Raw genomic sequence first — 18,056 nt, forward strand, 5'->3', positions numbered from 1 at the left:
CTCCCGCCGGGCACGGGAGGTTCCGACCTGCCGGACGGCGCGCAGATCTCGATGACTCGATGAGGAGCACTCCGTGGCCACCACACCACCCGCCGTCCTGGCGGCCTACACCCCCGACGTGGCCGCCGTCGGGGACAGTCTCACCGCCACCGCCCTCCTGGGTCTGGTGCCCCTGGCGGCCTTCTTCGTGCTGCTGATGGCGGCCCGGCGCCCGGCGCTGCACTCCGCCCTCGGCGCCCTGCTGGCCGCGCTGCTGGTCGCGGTCCTCGGCTACGGGATGCCCCTGCAGCTCGGCGTCCTGTCCGCCACCCAGGGCCTGACCTTCGGCCTCTTCCCGGTGATGCTGATCGTGGTCTCGGCCATCTGGTTCTACGAACTCACCGTGGTCAGCAACCGCTTCGAGGACCTGCGCCGCTCCTTCAACTCCGTCGGCCGCGGCGATCTGCGCATCCAGGCCATGCTCATCGCGTTCTGCTTCGGCGGACTCCTCGAAGCCCTCGCCGGGTTCGGCGCCCCTGTCGCGATCACCGCCGCCATGCTGATGGCGCTCGGGCTGCCGCGGCTCACCTCGGCCGTGACCGTCCTGGTCGCCAATACCGCACCCGTCGCCTTCGGCGCCATGGCCATCCCCATCACCACCGCGGGCACCCTCACCGGCATACCGGCCGGGGACCTCGCCGGCGTGATCGGACGTCAGAGCCCGCTGCTCGCCCTCTTCGTCCCGTTGCTGCTGCTCTTCCTCGTCGACGGGCGGCGCGGGCTACGGCAGCTGTGGCCCATCGCCCTGGTCACCGGGTCGGTGTTCGCCCTCGCCCAGTTCTGGTGCTCGGCCCACTTCGCGTACGAGCTCACCGATGTCGTCGCCGCACTCGCCGGTTTCGGCGCCGCCGTGGTCATGCTGCGCTTCTGGTCCCCCACCACGCCGGACGACCAGCGCTCCCGGGTCGAGGCCGAACCGCTGACCGGCCGCCGCGTCTGCCTCGCCGTCCTGCCGTACCTTCTGGTGATCGCGGTCTTCGCTCTCGCCAAGCTCCGCATCGGCGGGCTCGACATACCCCGGCTGCTCGGCGCCGCCACCCTCCAGCTCAACTGGCCCGGCCTGTACGGGAATCTCCTGGCCGCCGACGGTTCCCCCGCGGGCAGCGCGGTCTACAAGCTGGAGGTCCTGGCCAACCCCGGCTCCCTGCTCATCTTCTCCGGCCTCCTCGTGATGCTGGTCTACAGCCGCGCCAAGGACTCCGACCGCTTCCCGATGACCGCGCGCACGGGCCTGGTCTGCGCCGGGCGCACCGTGCGGAACATGCGGACCGCCATCGCCACGGTCGCCACCGTCCTGGCCCTGAGTTACGTGATGAACCAGTCGGGCCAGACCCTCGCCATCGGCACCTGGCTCGCCGCCACCGGCGGCTTCTTCGCCGTGCTCTCCCCGGTCCTCGGCTGGCTCGGCACCGCCGTCACCGGCTCGGACACCTCGTCGAACGCGTTGTTCGCCACGCTCCAGCAGACCGCGGGAAAGGCCGTGGGCATCGACCCGACCCTGCTGGTGGCCGCCAATACCACCGGCGGAGTCGTCGGCAAACTCATCAGCCCGCAGAACCTGACCATCGCGGCGACCGCGGTGGAACAGCCCGGCACCGAGCGGATCCTGCTGCGCAAGGTCGCGGGATACAGCGTCGCGATGCTGGCGGTGCTGTGCGTCCTGGTCGCTCTGCAGTCACTGCCGGTGCTGTCGTGGATGTTGCCGTAGGGGGACCGGCCGGAGCGGGGCGGGGCAGGCCCGCCCCCTCCCGCGATCGGGCGCGGAAGCCGTCTGCTGGTCTTGCGACTCAGCCTTCCCGGGCCGCCTCGGCCGCGCCGCCCGCGCGGTCCGCGTCGTCGGCCTCCTCCGCCCGGTCCGCCTCGTCCGCCCGGTCGGCCTCGGGCTTCTCGTCGACCAACGTCCCGTGGAAACCACGGATATGCGCCTCGACGAGGTCGGCGGCCTCGGCGCCCTTGCCCGCTCGCACCAGGCGCAGCAACTCGGCGTGCTCGGCGTTCAGTTCCCCCGCCGTGGCCGGCCAGTCCTCCGCCGTCTCCAGCGCCCGCAGGATCAGCGGACGCACCGACTCCCGTACGGCCGAGGTGAGGGTGGAGGTGAGCTGATTGCCGGAGCTACGGGCGATGGCGACATGGAACCGGGTGTCCAGGTCGTTGAAATCGTCGACCCCCACCTCGGGCTCCTGCATACGCGCGAGGAGCGCTTCGACCTCGTCGAGGTCCTGTGCCGAAGCGTGCTCCGCGGCGGCCTCGAAGCTGGAACGCTCCAGCACCACCCGGGCCTCCAGCACGTCGTGCAGGCGGTAGCTCCCCAGGGCGAAGTGCAGGCGCAGCAGCCGGCCCAGCGCATCGTCCGGGTTCCGTACGATCCGGGCTCCCGCGTCCGGCCCGCGGCCCGCCTGCGCGACCAGCACCCCGATCGTCTCCAGCACCCGCAGCGCCTCGCGCAGCGCGGACCGGCTGACACCGAGCACCGGCGCCAGCTCACGCTCGGGCGGCAACCGGTCCCCGGCCTTGAGCTCGCCCGCGAGCACCCGCTCCTCGATGCTCTCGAGGACGAGTTCATGTGTGCGCGACTGCCGTACAGGTCGCCATTCGGCAGACATCCACCACTCCCCGGCTCGGCCCCGTGCTCCCTTGTCAGAACTATGTCACACAGAGCGTGTGGTCGGACCATACGGCCGCGAGCAGGGCACCTCGTTCACCCCGCCCGGCACGGCTGGGCCGACGTCGTGCGCACGACCGGCCACGGCAGACGACGACGGTCGGGGCCACCCGAAAATTGTCACCCATGGGTGCGTAAGCATGTTGTCACCCATGGGTGCGCATTTCTCCGACGGAAGCGGGACGCCGGCGCTCGGCCCGCAGCTCCTGCGTTCCTGGCTCGGTTACCGGCGTCGGATCGAGCAGAAGCTGGCCTCGGCCGGCTTCACCGACAGACGCCTCCCTGACGGCATGATCCGCCGGGCCCGCACCTGGCGCGGCCGGGCCGGTTACCTCTTCGGCCCGCCGGGATGGCGCGAGGCCGAAGCCGCGGCCCCGTCTCGCCGCGCCACGGTCCCGGCATCCGCACCCGTCGTCCCGGCGCCCGCCTCCGGGTCCGCCGACGGGAGCGCTGACGCCATGCCCGCCGGCCGGGAGGACAAGGAAGCGGTCCCGGTCTGACGTCTGGCCACCCTCTCCACCCGGCCCGCCGCAACGGGGGCCGGGTGGACTCGGCCCTGTTCTCGTATAGCTACGGCGAACGGACATGTAGCGCTGTATGCCTGCTGTGGTCGTCGTTTCCCCTCGCCTGGCGCCTCGTTGGGCTGAACGAGTGATCTCGGGCGTGGGGCGAGGAGTACGGGTGCGGCAGGACTGGGAGCCGGAGGACCTGATCGAGGTCTGGACGCTGCTGGAAGACGACATGAAGCGGGTGCGGAACAAGTCCGGGGCGACTCGGCTCGGGTTCGCGCTGCTGCTCAAGTTTTTCGAGGTGGAGGCCCGGTTCCCCGAGTCGGCCCAGGAGGTGCCGACCGCCGCGGTGGAGTACGTGGCCCAGCAGGTCAAGGTGCCTGCGGAGGCGTGGGCGGACTACGACTGGCAGAGCAAGGCGATCCAGAGGCACCGGGGCGAGATCCGGGCGGCGTACGGGTTCCGGGCGAACACCGAGGAGGACCAGGACCGGCTGGCCGCGTGGCTGGCCACCGAGCTGTGCCCGGTGGAGCTGTCCCGTGACCGGCTCGCGGCGGCCGTGGTGGCCCGGTGCCGCAACGACCACATCGAGCCGCTGGCGCCGGGGCAGGTGCGGCGGCTGGTGGGCAAGGCGATCAAGGACTTCGAGAAGCGGTTCTGTCGCGGCACGCTGGACCGGCTCAGTCACACGACCCGATCGCGGCTGGAAGATCTGATCGCGGGTGACGGCACCGAGCACGGCGCGGACGGCGACGGCACAGTGGCTGGGGGCGGGCGATCGCACTTCACCGAGCTGAAGACCGACCCTGGCACTCCGGGTCTGGAGAGCCTGTTGGCCGAGGTGAACAAGCTGGAGCGGGTGCGGCGCCTGGAGCTGCCCGCAGACCTGTTCGCAGATGTGTCGGAGAAGCTGGTGGACGCGTGGCGGGCGCGGGCGTCGAAGGAGTATCCGGCGAACCTGGAGCGGATGAAGCCGCCGCGGCGCCTGACGCTGCTGGCGACGCTGTGCCATGTGCGGCAGGCGGAGATCACCGACTCGCTGGTGGACCTAGTCATCCAGCTCGTACTGAAGATCAACACGCGTGCGGAGCGGAAGGTCGAGAAGGAGCTGGGGGCGGAGCTGAAGAAGGTCCGCGGCAAGGAGGCGATGCTGCTGCGGGTCGCGGAGGCGGCGCTGTCGGAGCCGTCGGGCACAGTGCGGCGGGTGATCTTCCCAGTAGTGGGCGGGGAGAAGACGCTCAAGGCGCTGGCGGCGGAGGCCGCGGCGAACGAGGCCCGCTACAAAGCTCGGGTACGTACGGTGCTGCGGTCGTCGTACTCGGCGCACTGGCGGCGGATGTTGTCGCCGCTGCTGCGGGCGCTGGAGCTGAAGTGCAACAACACCGCCTACCGGCCGGTGATGGACGCGATCGACCTGCTCAAGCGGTACTTGGAGCAGCCGCTGAAGGAGGGCGCGTTCTTCGACCCGGCGGAGACGGTGCCGCTGGAGGGTGTGGTGCCCGAGCAGTGGCGGGCGGCGGTGGTGGACGACAAGGGCCGCGTGGAGCGCATCCCCTACGAGCTGTGCGTGCTGGTGTCGCTGCGGGACGCGCTGCGCCGCCGGGAGATCTGGGTGGTGGGCGCGAACCGGTGGCGCAACCCGGAGGACGACCTGCCCGCCGACTTCGAGGACAACCGGGACGTGCACTACGCTGCCCTGGGCCAGCCGCAGGACGCCGGCGAGTTCATCACCGCCCTCCAGAGCAAGCTCCGCACCTCGCTGGACCGCTTCGAGCAAGCCCTGGCCGAGGGCACCACGGACGGGGTCGCGATCGTCAAGAAGCACGGCGAGCCGTGGATCAGGGTCTCCCCGCGCGGCAAGCAGGATGAGCCGCAGTCCCTGGTCGCGATAAAGGCCGAGATCGAACGGCGCTGGGGCACCATCGACCTGCTGGACATCCTGAAGTACGCCGAGTTCGACACCGACTTCATCGCCGAGTTCACCTCGGTCGCCACCAGAGAGAACCTGTCCAAAGAGGTACTGCGGCGCCGGCTGCCGCTCGTCCTGTTCGGCCTGGGCACCAACATGGGCATCAAGCGGGTCGCGGTGACCGGCAAGCACGGCGAGAGCGAGGCGACGCTGCGCCGGGTGCGACACCTGTTCGTCAACCGGGCCAACATGCGCGCCGCGCTGGTGAAGCTGGTGAACGCCACCTTCGCCGCCCGCGACGAGATGTGGTGGGGCAGCGGCACGGCGTGCGCCTCCGACAGCCGCAAGTTCGGCTCCTGGTCCTCGAACCTGATGACCGAGTGGCACCAGCGCTACCGGGGCCCCGGTGTGATGATCTACTGGCACGTCGAGCGGAAGTCGGTGTGCATCTACTCCCAGCTCAAGTCCTGTTCGGCCTCCGAAGTCGCCTCGATGATCGAGGGCGTCCTGCGGCACTGCACCGACATGGAGGTGGACCGGCAGTACACCGACACCCACGGCGCTTCCATTGTCGGCTTCGCCTTCGCCCACATGCTCGACTTCAAGCTGATGCCGAGGCTGAAGAACATCGGCTCCGCGAAGCTGTACCGCCCGGCGGCCGGGGAAGACGACAGCTGGCCCCACCTGGCGCCGGTGCTGTCCACCAAGACGATCAACTGGGATCTGATCCGCCAGCAGTACGACCAGATCGTGAAGTACACCACCGCCCTGCGCCTGGGCACCGCCGAAGCCGAGCAGGTCCTACGCCGCTTCACCCGCGGTGGCCCTAAGCACCCCACCTACCAGGCGATCGAGGAGCTGGGCCGGGCGGTGCGTACGGCGTTCGTTTGCGACTACCTCGCCGACGTCGAACTGCGCCAGGAGATCCACGAGGGCCTGCAGGTCGTGGAGAACTGGAACTCCGCGAACAAGGACCTCTTCTACGGCAAGGACGGCGACCTGGTCGGACAGGACAAGGAGTCCCAGGAGGTATCGATGCTCGCGCTGCATCTGCTCCAGTCCGCCTTGGTCCATGTCAACACGCTGCTGATGCAGCAGGTCCTCGCCGATCCGAAGTGGGCTGACACCCTCACCGACGCGGACCGGCGGGCGCTCTCCCCGCTGTTCTGGACCCATGTGAATCCCTACGGCCGGTTCGAGCTGGACATGAACAGACGCCTCGACCTGGACCTGACCGCCCGGGACGCCGTGCCCAGGCCGCGCGCCCCCGGGGGTAGACCGGCGGCGGCCCTGGGGTGAGGAGCTGGGGCTCCGATCGCCTACGAACAGCATCTGGTCACCAGCACCCTCGCCGCATAACGACACAAACAGGTGTCCACTTTACGGGGGAAGGTTCAGTCGGCGTGTCTTCGTGGGCCGCGACAACCTCCTGGTGCGAGCATCTTGACGCCGTCGCCGCCGAACTCGATGGCCGCCCACGCAAAACGCTCGGCTGGGAAACCCCAGCCGAGCGCCTGCATAAACTGCTCGCGGCCTGATCCACACGACCACGTGTTGCAGCTCCCCGCTGAAACCGCCGTGGTAGTGGGCCTTACGCCCGTGGCGGGACGGCAGACGAGCTCAGAGCTGGGTTTCGCCGCCATCCACGGCCAGCTCGATGCCGGTGGTGTACGTGGCATCGAAGGCGAGGAATGCGGCCGCCTTGGCGAACTCTTCGACGGTGCCGTAGCGCTTCATAGGGTTGCTCGCGGTCCGCTCCGCCCTGAACTGGTCAGCGGCCTCTTTGGACAAGTTCATCGTTTCCAGAACCCCCGAGTCGATGGGACCCGGGCTGATCGCATTGACACGGATTCCCCGCGGAAGCAGCTCCCGGGAGAAGGTGCGGGCCATCGAGCGCAGCGCCGCCTTGCCGGCCGCATAGACGCTGGTGTCCACCATGCCGATGACGTTCGCGATCGAGGTGGTGAGGACGATGCCGGCGTTCGCGCTCAGCAGCGGAGCGAGCTTCTGCACAGTGAAGAAGGCGCCCTTGACGTTGATCGCGAACAGCTCGTCGTACACGTCCTCGGTCGTCGACTCGAGGGGCGTGAGGGGTGAGATGCCGGCGTTGACGAACAAAGCCTCGATCGAGCCGAGCTCGCTCTTTACACGGCCGACGAGCATATCCAGGTCGGACAGTGAGGCCACATCCGCCCGGACAGCCACGGCATTCTCGCCGAGCCGCTCGCGTGCCGCGTCGAGCTTGGCCTGAGAGCGGCCGGTGATCACCACGCGGGCTCCGCCTTGCACCAGCAGCTCCGCCAGCACGAGCCCCATGCCGCTGCTGCCACCCGTGATCACCACATTCTTGTCGCTGTTCTTACCCATACCGAGGTTGCTCCGTTCCATCATCAAAAACATGTCGATATATCTGGATATCGCCATTCATGAAGCGAATCAGCCGAGGGTTTCGATCTTCATGTCGCCTGTGGTGACCGTGCGGATGTGATCGCTGGCGAGCAGGTCGTGCGGATTGCCGAGGTCGATGGAGCTGACCTCGTCGAGGCGGGCCAGCTGGGAAGGAGTGAGGTCGATCTGCAGAGCACCCAGGTTGTCCTCCAGCTGCGCGATGGTGCGGGCGCCGATGATGGGTGCCGTCACGCCCGGGGCGTTCAGGGTCCAGGCCAGTGCGACCTGGGCGGGTGTGCGGCCTAGCTCCGAGGCCACCTCCTTCACCACATCGGCAATGGCAAGGTTGCGGTCGGTGACCCATCCCAGGGCGACGTTGAGGCTCTTGCGGTTGCTGGCGGTTTCGCCGACAACGGAGCCCGCCTGGTTCTGGTCCTCCCGGCTGTACTTGCCGGTGAGCACCCCGCCGCCCAATGGGGAGAAGGGGACCACGCCGAGTCCCATCTCGCGTGCCATCGGGATCAGGTCACGCTCCGCGGTGCGCTCGATCAGGCTGTACTCGGTCTCCAGTGCGACCAGTGGTGACCAGCCGCGCAGGTCGGCGATCGCCTGCATGCGCGACACCTGCCAGGCCGGGGCGCTGGAGATCGCCACGTACAGCACCTTGCTCTGCCTCACCAGGTCGTCCAGACCCCGCAGGATCTCCTCCACCGGCGTCCTGAAGTCCCATACGTTCACGTAGAGCAGATCGATGTAGTCGGTGTTCAGCTGCCGCAGACTGGCTTCCACCGACGCCAGCATGCTCTTGCGGTGGGTACCCCCGGAATTCGGGTCACCGGGCTGACGCAGCGTCGAGTACTTGGTCGCCAGCACCATCTTGTCGCGGTTGGTGCGGGCGAATTCGCCGAGCAGTCGCTCGGAGCTGCCGTTGGTGTAGGTGCTGGCGGTGTCGAAGAAGTTGCCGCCGAGCTCGGTGTAGCGGTCGAAGAGCTTGCGCGCCTCGTCGCGCTCGGCGCCCCAGCCCCACTCGGTGCCGAAGGTCGCCGTGCCCAGCGCCAGCGGTGAGACCCGGAGTCCGGAACGGCCCAGCAGCCGATAGGTGTCGAGAGTGAGTGCCATCGTGTTCTCCTGTGAGGTGCGGTTCGTGGCGTTCGAGAGGTGCGGATTGGTGGTCGACTCGCCCGGGTTTCAGGCGCCGAGCCCGTAGCCGCCGGCCACGGTGATGTCCTGGCCGGTGATGTAGCCGGCGGCGTCCGAGGCGAGGAAGGCGACTGCCTCCGCGACCTCCTGGCTGGTTCCGAAGCGCTTGAAGGGGATCTTCGAGCGCATGGCGCCCCGGCCGCTCTCGGGCACCCCCAGCTTGTTGAGCAGCGGGGTGTCGGTGGCCCCGGGGCTCACGGCGTTGACGCGAATCCTGCGCGGGGCCAGTTCGAGCGCGAGGGAGGGCAGCATGGCCAGCAGCGCGCCGCGTGTCGCCGCCCCCACCGTGGCGCCAGGGGTGCCGCGACGGGATCCGATGCCGACGGTCAGCACGATCGAGCCGCCGTCGTTCATGAGGGGAAGGGCCTTTTGGAGGGTGAAGTACTGGCCCTTGAAGTTGAGGTCGGCGTGCTCGTCGAACGATTCCTCCGTCACCTCGGCAACCGGTGCCGGACGGAAGATCCCGGCGTTGAGGAAGAGCAGGTCCAACGATCCGAACCGCGCCGACACCGCCGATATCAGGGCGTCGGTGTCGGAGAGCACGCGCCCGTCGGATCGGACGACGAGCACGTCACCGGGGAACTCGGACTGCGCCCGCGCGACGGATTCGGGATTCTGTCCGGTGACCGCGACCTGGTAGCCGCGGGCGTGCAGCAGCTCGGCCGTCGCTCTGCCGATCCCGGTCGTCCCCCCGGTGATGACCGCTGTAGGCATGGCAAACCTCTCGTCGCTGAAGCGATGGGTGAGACCACCCGTAATCGGGGAACTCCCCGGTTGTCTCACCGTACACTGAACCGGGGACATCCCCGAATCGTTCCCGAGCCTCATCCGACACTCACGATCGCGAAGGTCATGACACCTCCACGCAGCACCCTGCGCGCCGACGCGCAGCGCAACCGCGAGCAGCTGATCGCCACGGCCGCCGAAGCCTTCGCCTCCGGACGCCCGATCTCGCTGGACGCGATCGCCAAACGCGCGGGAGTGGGGAACGCCACCCTGTACCGGCACTTCCCCACCCGAGAGGATCTGGTCGAAGAGGTCTACCGGGACCAGATCCGCCCCTTGCGCGAAGGCGCGCGCACCCTGCTGGCTACCAAGCCGCCCGCACAGGCCCTCCGCGCGTGGATGCTCCGATTCGCCGACTGGGCCGGCGAACGACGCGGCATCTGCGAGGCCCTGGTCGCCATGAGCGCTTCCGGCCGCTTCGGCACCGGACCGGTCTGCGACGAGGTCCAGCAAGTCCTGGCGATGGTGCTCGAGGCCGGCGCCACAGCAGGAGAACTGCGCAGCGACATCGACCCGGTCGAGGTAGGCGGCATCCTCGCCGGTTTGCTCTCCGTGGCCGGCGCACCCGAGCAGCGCCCCCAACTGAACCGCATGCTGGACGTCGTCGTCGACGGACTCAGGCCCCGCTAAGCGATACGCCAGCGGTTCGGCGAGGCGTCGGCCTATGCCGGACGGCATGGCTGCGGCCGCGGCGGTCGTGGCGCCCCAGACCTTGGTTAGGACCGTCGGGATGGTTGCCTACGTTCGGCTCGTTCCCCGCCTCGCGACAGCGCCCGAACGGCTCGTCAGGTGTTCCTGCCGTCGCCGCTCAAGGGGGATCACCGAGGTGGACCCAGAGCCGTCAGTAGTTGATCTTGGAGGCGTCAGCGCTTCCGGCGGGCGGCGGCGTCGCGTTCGGCGACGTGTCGGGCGACTGCGTCGACGCTGGGGCGGGCGTAGCGTTCCAGGGAGCGGACGGATGCGTGGCGGGAGCGGGCCAGCAGCATCGGGGTGGAGGTGCCGCCCTCAGCGTCGTGTGTCAGGGCACTGTGGCGTAGCCGATGGAGCGTCCAGCCGTTCAGGTCCTCGATGTCCTCGGGCGAGGCGAGAGGGTTGGCCAGTAGCCGGGTGTTCTCCTCGAAGATTTCCTCGGCCCGGCGATAGGAGAGCCGGGCCCGGCCGGTCTCGGAGCACACGTCCAGCGTGGGTGTTCCGGCCGGGGCCTTGCGGTCGGTGAGGAACAGCGGGCCGCGGGTGCGACGGGCGATCAGTCGGGGCAGAAGCTGGGCGGTGCCGGACTGCCAGTGAATCCACTCGATCGCCCCGCCCTTGGCGGTGATCCTGCCGCGCTTGTCCTGCGGATATAGGTCCTCCACGTTCAGGCACAGCACCTCATCGGCGCGGGCCGCCGACTCGTAGAGCATCTTCCAGAACGTCTTCTCCCGCAGCGAGACGTCCAGCCGCCACAGGGCGGCGATCTGTTCCTCAGCAAGGGCCTTGGTGCGGTCGGGCGGTGCCGGCCGTCGCTCGATGCCGATCGTGGGGTCGGATTCGATCCATCCCTGGAGCTGCCACCAGCCGATTGCCTTGCGCGCGATGGACAACTCCCGGTTGACGGTGTCGGCGTCCATCTCGTCCGCCCGCGCCGCCGCCAGCTCGGCCAGCACCTCGGGCAGGGCTGGGTCGTCGATCGCGGTGAGGGGGAAGACGGGCGGCTTCGCGCCTCGGCGGGCGGGTCCGGTCGGCGCCGGTTTGCCGGCAAGCATCGGGGGTTGAGGAACATCCGTGTCAGAACGTGCGCTAAGCCTTCATGGCCTTGATTGGCGCTTTGACCTGGGCTGATCGTGCAGCTCAGCCTTCGCGGGTCGATGTTGTCGACCTTCGGAGGACCTGGTGGCGATCGAGTTTCTATCGGATCAACAGGCAGCCCAGTACGTGGCGTTCAACGGAGTGCCGTCTCGTGCGGAGCTGGAGCGGTACTTCTTCCTGGATGACTCGGATCTGGAGAAGGTGCAGGCCAAGCGGCGTGCGCACAATCGGCTTGGGTTCGCGGTCCAGCTGACGAGCGTGCGCTACTTGGGTCGGTTCATGCCGGACCCGCGGCAGGTGCCGGCGGAGGTGGCTGAGTACCTGGCCGAGCAGTTGGGCATCGCCGATTCGTCGTGCCTGAAGGAGTACGGCGAGCGGGACGGGACGGCCCGTACGCATGCCGGGGAGATCCAGGAAGCCGGGGGTTGGCGTGACTTCGCCGAGGTGCGGGACGAGCTGAGCCAGTGGCTCGACGCGCGGGCCTGGACGACCGGCGACGGGCCGAAGTCGCTGTTCGACGCGGCGGCTGGGTGGCTGCGCGAGCGGCGGGTGCTGCTGCCCGGGGCCAGCCGCCTGGCCCGGCTGGTGGGCACGATCCGGGAGGCGGCGAACAACCGGCTGTGGGACACCCTCTACGGGCTGCTCAGCACCGGTCAGCGCGCGGTGCCGGACTCGCTGCTCTCCGTGCCACCAGGGGCCCGAGTGTCGGAGCTGGACCGGCTACGGCGCGGTCCGGTGCGGATCTCCGGCCCCCAGATGAAGTGGGCGCTGGAACGGGCCGAGGAGATCGCGGCCTTCGGGATGGGCGAGGTGGACGTGTCCGCGATACCGCCGCGGCGGCTGGCAGAGCTGTCGCGGTACGGGATCGACGGCAAGGCGTCGCTGCTCAAGCGGCACGGTGACTCCCGGCGCCTGGCCACGCTGCTGGCCACTTCGGTCTACCTGACGTCCCGGGCGGTCGATGACGCCCTGGACCTCCTGGAGGTGCTGATCGCGACGAAGCTGCTGGCCAGGGCGGAGCGGGAGACGGCGAAGGCGAAGCTGAAGACCCTGCCGCGCGTGGAGAGGGCGTCGGCGAAGCTGGCCGCCGCGTTCCAGATCGTGTTCGACAGCACCGGCGAGCAGGTCGACACGGACACCGGGGAGATCACCCCGCCCGAGGTGGAGACGCTGGAGGCGATGTGGGAGCGGATCGAGCAGGTGGTGCCCCGGCACGAGCTGGCAGCGGCGATCGCAGCACTGTTCGAGCTGACTCCGCCGCTCGACTCGGACGCGGACGAGGCATGGCGGACCCAACTGGTCACCCGGTTCGGCACCGTGCGGCCGTTCCTGAAGCTGCTGGTGACGGTGGTCGACTTCGGCGCCACCCCGGAGGGCCTGCCGGTGCTGGAGGCGTTGAAGTCGCTGCCGGACTTGATGGGGCGCAAGAAGGTCGGCCCGGCTGAGATCGACACCGGCCTGCTCACCGGCTCCTGGCGGCGTCTGGTGCTGTCCGCGCCGCACGTGGAGCCGGGCACCGTGGACTGGAAGGCGTACGCGTTCTGCGTGCTGGAACAGTTGCACCGGATGCTGCGCCGGAGGGAGGTGTTCGCGAAGAACTCCTCCAAGTGGGGCGATCCCCGCGCGAAGCTGCTGAATGGGGACGCGTGGGAGCAGGCCAAGCCCACCGTGCTGGCGTCGCTCGGTCTGCCCGCCGGGGCGGGTGAGCACCTGGCGGCGCGGGCCGCGCTGCTGGACGGCACCTACCGTGAGGTGGCCGGGCGGGTGCCAGCGAACTCGCAGATCGTGTTCGACGACGACGGCCGTCTGCACTTCGCCGCCCTGGAGCCGGAGCCCGAACCCGCCTCCCTGCGCCAGCTGCGGGAGGCGGTGGAGGCGATGCTGCCCCGGGTCGACCTGCCGGAGGCGCTGCTGGAGGTGTTCTCGTGGACCGGCGCCGACCAGGCGTTCACCTCGGTCACCGGAGGCGAGGCGAGGCTGAAGGACCTGCACGTGACGGTCGTCGCGCTGCTGGTCGCGCACAGCTGCAACGTTGGCTACACCCCGGTCATCGGGGCCGCGGACGCCCTGAAGTACGGCCGCCTGTCCCATGTCGACCAGACGTATCTGCGGCTGGCGACGTACCGGGCGCCGAACGCCACGCTGATCGACTGCCAGGCGTCGATCCCGCTCGCGCAGGCGTGGGGCGGCGGCCTGGTCGCCTCAGTGGACGGCATGCGGTTCGTCGTGCCCGTGCCGTCGGTGTACGCCCGGCCGAACCCGAAGTACTTCGGGCGCCGGGGCGGCGCCACCTGGCTCAACATGATCAACGACCAAGCGGCGGGGCTGGGCGGGAAGGTCGTGGCCGGCACCCCGCGCGACTCGCTGTACGTACTGGACGTCCTCTACGACCGCGACGGCGGCAAGCGCCCCGAGATGATCGTCACCGACACCGCCTCTTACAGCGACATTGTCTTCGGGCTGCTCACCCTGGCGGGGTTCGCGTACGCGCCGCAGCTCGCGGGCCTGCCGGACCAGAAGATGTGGCGCATCGACCGCACCGCCGACTACAGCGCCTTCCAGGACGCCGCCCGCGGCCGGATCGACCTCGCCCGGATCGAACGGCACTGGGAGGACATCCTTCGGATCATCGGCTCCATCCACACCGGGGCCGTGCGCGCGTACGACGTGATCCGGATGCTGTCCCGCGACGGCCGCCCCACGCCGCTCGGCGACGCGATCGCCCACTACGGGCGGATCGCCAAGACCCTGCACATCCTGCGCCTGGCCGACGAGCCCGGCTACCGCCGCCAGATCACGATGCAGGCCAACCTCCAGGAGGGCCGCCACGCCCTCGCCCGGAAGATCTTCCATGGGAAGCAGGGGCAGCTGTACCAGCGCTACCAGGACGGCATGGAGGACCAGATCGGCGCCCTGGGCCTGGTCCTCAACACCCTTGTGCTCTTCAACACGCGGTACATGGACGCCGCGGTGAATCAGCTGCGCGCGGATGGCTTCGACGTCCGTGACGAGGACATGGCCCGCCTCTCGCCGTTCGTCAGGCATCACATCAACATGCTCGGCCGGTACTCCTTCCAGCTTCCCGACCTGCCCGGTGGCCTGCGCCCGCTGCGCGACCCGGACGCCACCGACGAGGAATGACCGGGTCCTGGCCCGCACCGCCGGACGGGAGGACCATGGAGGTACGTCCGGCGGTGCGGCCAGTGCGGCATGGTGCGGGCGTTCTGGTTGCGACGCCGGGGCGGCGCGTGCTCGTCAGGGTGTCTTTGGGCGCGGGGCGTCCGCCGGTCTGTCGTGTGCTGTACCGGCGGACTCGGTGTGTGAGAGTGCGGCGAGGAGCCGCAGTTTCTCGTCGCTGTCGCTGTCCTTGTCGGGGTAGTAGACGACGAGGATGACGTCGCCGATGGCGAGTTTGTCGCGGTGGAGGCGTAGTTCACCGGCAACGGGGTGGTGGACGGTGGTCGTGCCTCCGTCGAGACTGCGGACGTCATGGCGGGCCCACAGGGTGCGGAACCGCTGACTGGACAGTGCGAGTTCTCCGACGAGTTCGACGAACCGGGGGTTGTCGGTGTCGTCCCCGATGGTGGTGCGAAGGGCGGCGACAGAATCCGCGGTGGCCTTCGTCCAGTCCTGTTGGAATGCCTGTTCCTCGGGGTCGAGGAGGAGGGAGAGCAGCCGGTTCTTGCCGGGCTGCAGGCGGGGGGAGAGCGCGACCGCCATGGGGTTGGAGGCTAGGACATCGAACGCGCGCCCTTCGACGAACGCGGGGATCTGAAGGTGGGCGAGCAGCTCGTGCACGCGCGCCGGTACGTGCTCGGGCCGCTTGCGCCGCGGCGCCCTGGGGCGTGCCGCCGCGAGGCCGAGCAGATACGTCCGCTCGATGTCGTCGAGCTGCAGGACCCGCGCGAGTGATTCGAGGACCTGCGGTGAGGGGTTCTTGTCACGGCCCCGTTCCAGGCGCAGGTAGTAGTCGGGACTGATTCCGGCGAGCAGGGCGACTTCCTCACGGCGCAGGCCGGGCACGCGGCGGTTGCCCCCGGGCGGGAGTCCTGCCTGCTCCGGGGAGACCAGCTCACGCCGGGCACGAAGGTAGCTGCCGAGCCGGTTGCCGGATTCCTCATCCTTCATACCGACACCGTAATGCGGTGCGCGTGTCCCAGAGGGGGCCCTGGCAGGACCAGGGAAGACGGGGGCCCTGCCACACCCGGCGGATGCCGTCAAGACTGCGATAGCACTGTTTTGAAAGAGACAGAGAGCAGCACTGTCTGCGCCGCGGGCCTGAACGCCGGCGGCGCCTTGGACTGAAGGGAAGACCACGTGGATCTCTCCAACCGCACCGTTCTCATCGTCGGCGGAACCTCGGGTATCGGGCGAGAGCTGGCCCGGCGGTTCGATGCGGCGGGCAGCACCGTGGCCGTTGGCGGCCGCAGCCCGGAGGCACTCTCGGAACTCGCCGAAGAAGGCTTCGACACGATCAGCATCGACGTCACCGACAGTGCTTCCGTCGCATCTGCCCGTGACGCCGCGCTCGCCCGGTACCCCGAGCTGGACACCGTGGTGACGATGTCGGGGGTCATGCTCCTGGAGGACGTGCGCGACCCCGCGCACTTCGAGGCGGCAGCGACGACGATCGACACCAACCTGCTCGGCACGATCCGAGTCGTCGACGCCTTCACCCCGCACCTGGTCCGGCGGGGTACCGGCACCTTCATCACCGTCACCTCCGGCATCGCCTTCCTGCCGTTCCCGCCCATGCCCAGCTACGCCGCCTCGAAGGCCGCGGTGCACGCCTATTCCGAGGCACTGCGCGCGCAACTCGACGGCACCGGTGTCGGCGTCGTCGAGCTCGTCCCCCCGGCCGTCGCCACGGCAGGACAGGAAAAGGTGAACCCGCACGCGCTGCCGCTCGACGACTTCGCCACCGAGGTCATGCACCTGCTCTCGCAGGACCCCACCCCCCACGAGATCCTCGTGAAGGGCGTCCTCGTGCACCGCTGGGCCGAGCGCGACGGCACCTACGACGACCTCGTCGCACAGCGATCCCAGGCCCTGGCCATGCTCCCCAGCCGCCAAGGCTGACACCCTTCCCCTCCCGATCGGCGGCCTCATCGCTCATCGCCCGAACCCCGCCACCCGAACGGCCCCGCCCGCGCGGCCCACCCTGCCGGGCGGCGACAGTTTCAGCGGCGGGCGTCTCCGGGGGCGAGCAGGCTGGTGAGTTCGGCGATCGCCTCCGGGGAGGGCTTGAAGTAGCTGCGGACGTTCTCCGGCTTCTTGTGCCGGGACTTGGCCATCAGCATCAGCAGCGAGGCGCCCTGCTCGCCGAGGTGGGTCAGGGCAGAGTGGCGGTACTCGTGCAGGTCCCAGCCCGTTCCTAAGCCGCGCGGGGCGGCGTGCTCATCCAGCAGCGCGCGGGCCTGCCCGTACGACAGGCGCGCCAGGCCGGTATCCGGGCAGACATCGCGGGGGCTGACGACCTTGCCCGGACCTGGACGGCGGTGGGTGACGAACACCGGCCCACGGGTGCGGCCTTTGAGGAGCCGGGGCAGCAGCCGGGCGGTGCCAGCGTCCCAGTACACGGTCTCCAGCACGTAGTCCTCGCGCGCCTGGCCCCGGCGGCGGGCCTTGGTCCGGGCGCCCTTCGCCTTGACCAGGCAGCGGCGCCCGGCGAGGTCCAAATCCTCGATGTTCACGCCGAGGATCTCCTCCGCCCGTCCGGCGGTCTCGTACAGCATCCGCCACAGCGTCTTCTCCCGCAGATGTACCTCGCGCCGCGCGATCAGCCGGTCAATGGCCATCTTTGAGCGGGCGAGGGTCTCGGAGTCCGGCACCGTCAGCCGCTTCGCCCAGGCCGGGACCATCGGTCCTTCGTAGCCGCGATCCCGGCACCAGCCGAGCCAGGACAGCACCCCCGCCCGGCGGGAGTTCCAGGTGTTGACCGCCGCGGTGCCCCAGAGCAGTTCGAGGGCTTCGCCGATTTCATCGTCCGCGACCGAGGCCAGCGGCCGACCCTCGCCGATCCGCTCGGCGGTCTTGCCCACCCCGATCCCGTAGTTCCGGACCGTATTCGGGTTGCCGAGCGAGTCGAGGAACACGTCCGCCGCCGCGCGGACGGTCAACGCCTTTCCAGTCGGCAACTGCACGATGGTGGGCACCGCTTCCCCCTTGCCGCAGATAACAAGGCCGCTTCACGTGGCGGCCGGAGAGCGTCACCGCGGGTGACGGATCAAGCTACCGCAGATATTGGGGTGTTATCCGTGGGAAGACTTCAGGCGGGTCCGGCCGCCGACGCCCCGTCAGCTGCCCGCCAGGGCCGACGTCGGCTTAGCGCACGATGTGACATGGATGTTCCTCAACCCCCGCATCCATCCCCATGTCGTCAGCGAGATCCGGTAGATCCGCGCGGAGGACTTCGCGATGCCCGCGCCGGTGAGGTACCGCTCGACCGCTGCGGTGTACGACGAGGACGGGGCGGACAGAGGGATCACCCGGGCGCGCGGCGGTCGGAGCGCGCCCCCGCTCCCGAGTTCGGTCACTGGTTCGATCGTCACGTCCGTCCCGCCCTTCCAGTGCTGCCGCAGTAAATGCGTACACCTCGCCCCGGTGGCCGGAATCGTCCGTCGCAGGTCGCGATGATCACGGTAGGTGCTCTGCCGCAGTAAATCCGGTATTTACTGCGGCACCATCCTGGCGAGTCACTAGGCGCGCCGGAAGTCCGATAAGTGAACCTCGAAGCTGAATCTCTGCCACTGCCGATCGCTGTGCCGTCGACCCT

General features: G+C 69.3%; 14 protein-coding genes. 6 read left to right on the plus strand and 8 right to left on the minus strand.

What is annotated here, in order from left to right:
• Positions 1–73 precede the first annotated feature (73 nt).
• Positions 74–1,747, plus strand: coding sequence for an L-lactate permease (locus tag ABR737_RS07045; protein ID WP_350249325.1), 1,674 nt, complete (start codon positions 74–76; stop codon positions 1,745–1,747).
• A 79-nt stretch (positions 1,748–1,826) separates the two neighbouring features.
• On the opposite strand, the gene ABR737_RS07050 is transcribed toward ABR737_RS07045, so the two are convergent.
• Positions 1,827–2,642, minus strand: coding sequence for a FadR/GntR family transcriptional regulator (locus ABR737_RS07050; protein ID WP_350249326.1), 816 nt, complete (start codon positions 2,640–2,642; stop codon positions 1,827–1,829).
• Positions 2,643–2,853: 211 nt separating this feature from the next.
• On the opposite strand from ABR737_RS07050, the gene ABR737_RS07055 reads away from it, so the two are divergent.
• Positions 2,854–3,201 carry a hypothetical protein gene (locus ABR737_RS07055; RefSeq protein WP_350249327.1) on the plus strand — a complete coding sequence of 116 codons (348 nt, stop codon included), beginning with the start codon at positions 2,854–2,856 and terminating at the stop codon, positions 3,199–3,201.
• A 181-nt stretch (positions 3,202–3,382) separates the two neighbouring features.
• Positions 3,383–6,418 carry a Tn3 family transposase gene (locus tag ABR737_RS07060; protein ID WP_350249328.1) on the plus strand — a complete coding sequence of 1,012 codons (3,036 nt, stop codon included), beginning with the start codon at positions 3,383–3,385 and terminating at the stop codon, positions 6,416–6,418.
• Positions 6,419–6,739: 321 nt separating this feature from the next.
• Here ABR737_RS07060 and ABR737_RS07065 read toward each other — a convergent pair whose 3' ends face one another.
• The 3 genes from ABR737_RS07065 to ABR737_RS07075 form a co-directional block, all read right to left on the minus strand.
• Complete coding sequence (locus tag ABR737_RS07065; protein WP_350256702.1) at positions 6,740–7,486, minus strand: SDR family oxidoreductase; 747 nt, start codon at positions 7,484–7,486, stop codon at positions 6,740–6,742.
• A 69-nt stretch (positions 7,487–7,555) separates the two neighbouring features.
• The gene (locus ABR737_RS07070) at positions 7,556–8,626 is read right to left on the minus strand and encodes an aldo/keto reductase (RefSeq protein WP_350249329.1); all 1,071 of its coding nucleotides are present in this window, start codon (positions 8,624–8,626) and stop codon (positions 7,556–7,558) included.
• Between the two features lie 69 nt (positions 8,627–8,695).
• Complete coding sequence (locus tag ABR737_RS07075) at positions 8,696–9,421, minus strand: SDR family oxidoreductase (RefSeq protein ID WP_350249330.1); 726 nt, start codon at positions 9,419–9,421, stop codon at positions 8,696–8,698.
• Between the two features lie 138 nt (positions 9,422–9,559).
• On the opposite strand from ABR737_RS07075, the gene ABR737_RS07080 reads away from it, so the two are divergent.
• Entirely contained in the window at positions 9,560–10,123 is a 564-nt protein-coding gene (locus tag ABR737_RS07080) for a TetR/AcrR family transcriptional regulator (RefSeq protein ID WP_350249331.1), read from the plus strand.
• A 233-nt stretch (positions 10,124–10,356) separates the two neighbouring features.
• Here the strand turns inward: ABR737_RS07080 and ABR737_RS07090 are convergent, their stop codons facing one another.
• A complete protein-coding gene (locus ABR737_RS07090) occupies positions 10,357–11,238 on the minus strand; it encodes a tyrosine-type recombinase/integrase (protein ID WP_350249332.1) in 882 nt (293 codons plus the stop codon).
• A 127-nt stretch (positions 11,239–11,365) separates the two neighbouring features.
• Here ABR737_RS07090 and ABR737_RS07095 point away from each other — a divergent pair, with 127 nt between their 5' ends.
• Positions 11,366–14,422 (plus strand): Tn3 family transposase, encoded by a 3,057-nt coding sequence (locus ABR737_RS07095; protein ID WP_350249333.1) that lies wholly within the window; start codon positions 11,366–11,368, stop codon positions 14,420–14,422.
• 114 nt (positions 14,423–14,536) lie between these two features.
• Here the strand turns inward: ABR737_RS07095 and ABR737_RS07100 are convergent, their stop codons facing one another.
• Positions 14,537–15,409, minus strand: coding sequence for a helix-turn-helix transcriptional regulator (locus ABR737_RS07100; RefSeq protein ID WP_350249334.1), 873 nt, complete (start codon positions 15,407–15,409; stop codon positions 14,537–14,539).
• 189 nt (positions 15,410–15,598) lie between these two features.
• On the opposite strand from ABR737_RS07100, the gene ABR737_RS07105 reads away from it, so the two are divergent.
• A complete protein-coding gene (locus ABR737_RS07105) occupies positions 15,599–16,360 on the plus strand; it encodes an SDR family oxidoreductase (protein ID WP_350249335.1) in 762 nt (253 codons plus the stop codon).
• 101 nt (positions 16,361–16,461) lie between these two features.
• Here ABR737_RS07105 and ABR737_RS07110 read toward each other — a convergent pair whose 3' ends face one another.
• Both ABR737_RS07110 and ABR737_RS07115 read right to left on the minus strand, forming a co-directional pair.
• Positions 16,462–17,436, minus strand: a complete 975-nt coding sequence (locus tag ABR737_RS07110) for a tyrosine-type recombinase/integrase (RefSeq protein WP_350249336.1) — start codon at positions 17,434–17,436, stop codon at positions 16,462–16,464.
• 141 nt (positions 17,437–17,577) lie between these two features.
• A complete protein-coding gene (locus tag ABR737_RS07115; RefSeq protein ID WP_350249337.1) occupies positions 17,578–17,832 on the minus strand; it encodes a hypothetical protein in 255 nt (84 codons plus the stop codon).
• Between the last annotated feature and the right edge of the window lie 224 nt (positions 17,833–18,056).

It is taken from the genome of Streptomyces sp. Edi2 (assembly GCF_040253635.1).
Taxonomy (GTDB): domain Bacteria; phylum Actinomycetota; class Actinomycetes; order Streptomycetales; family Streptomycetaceae; genus Streptomyces.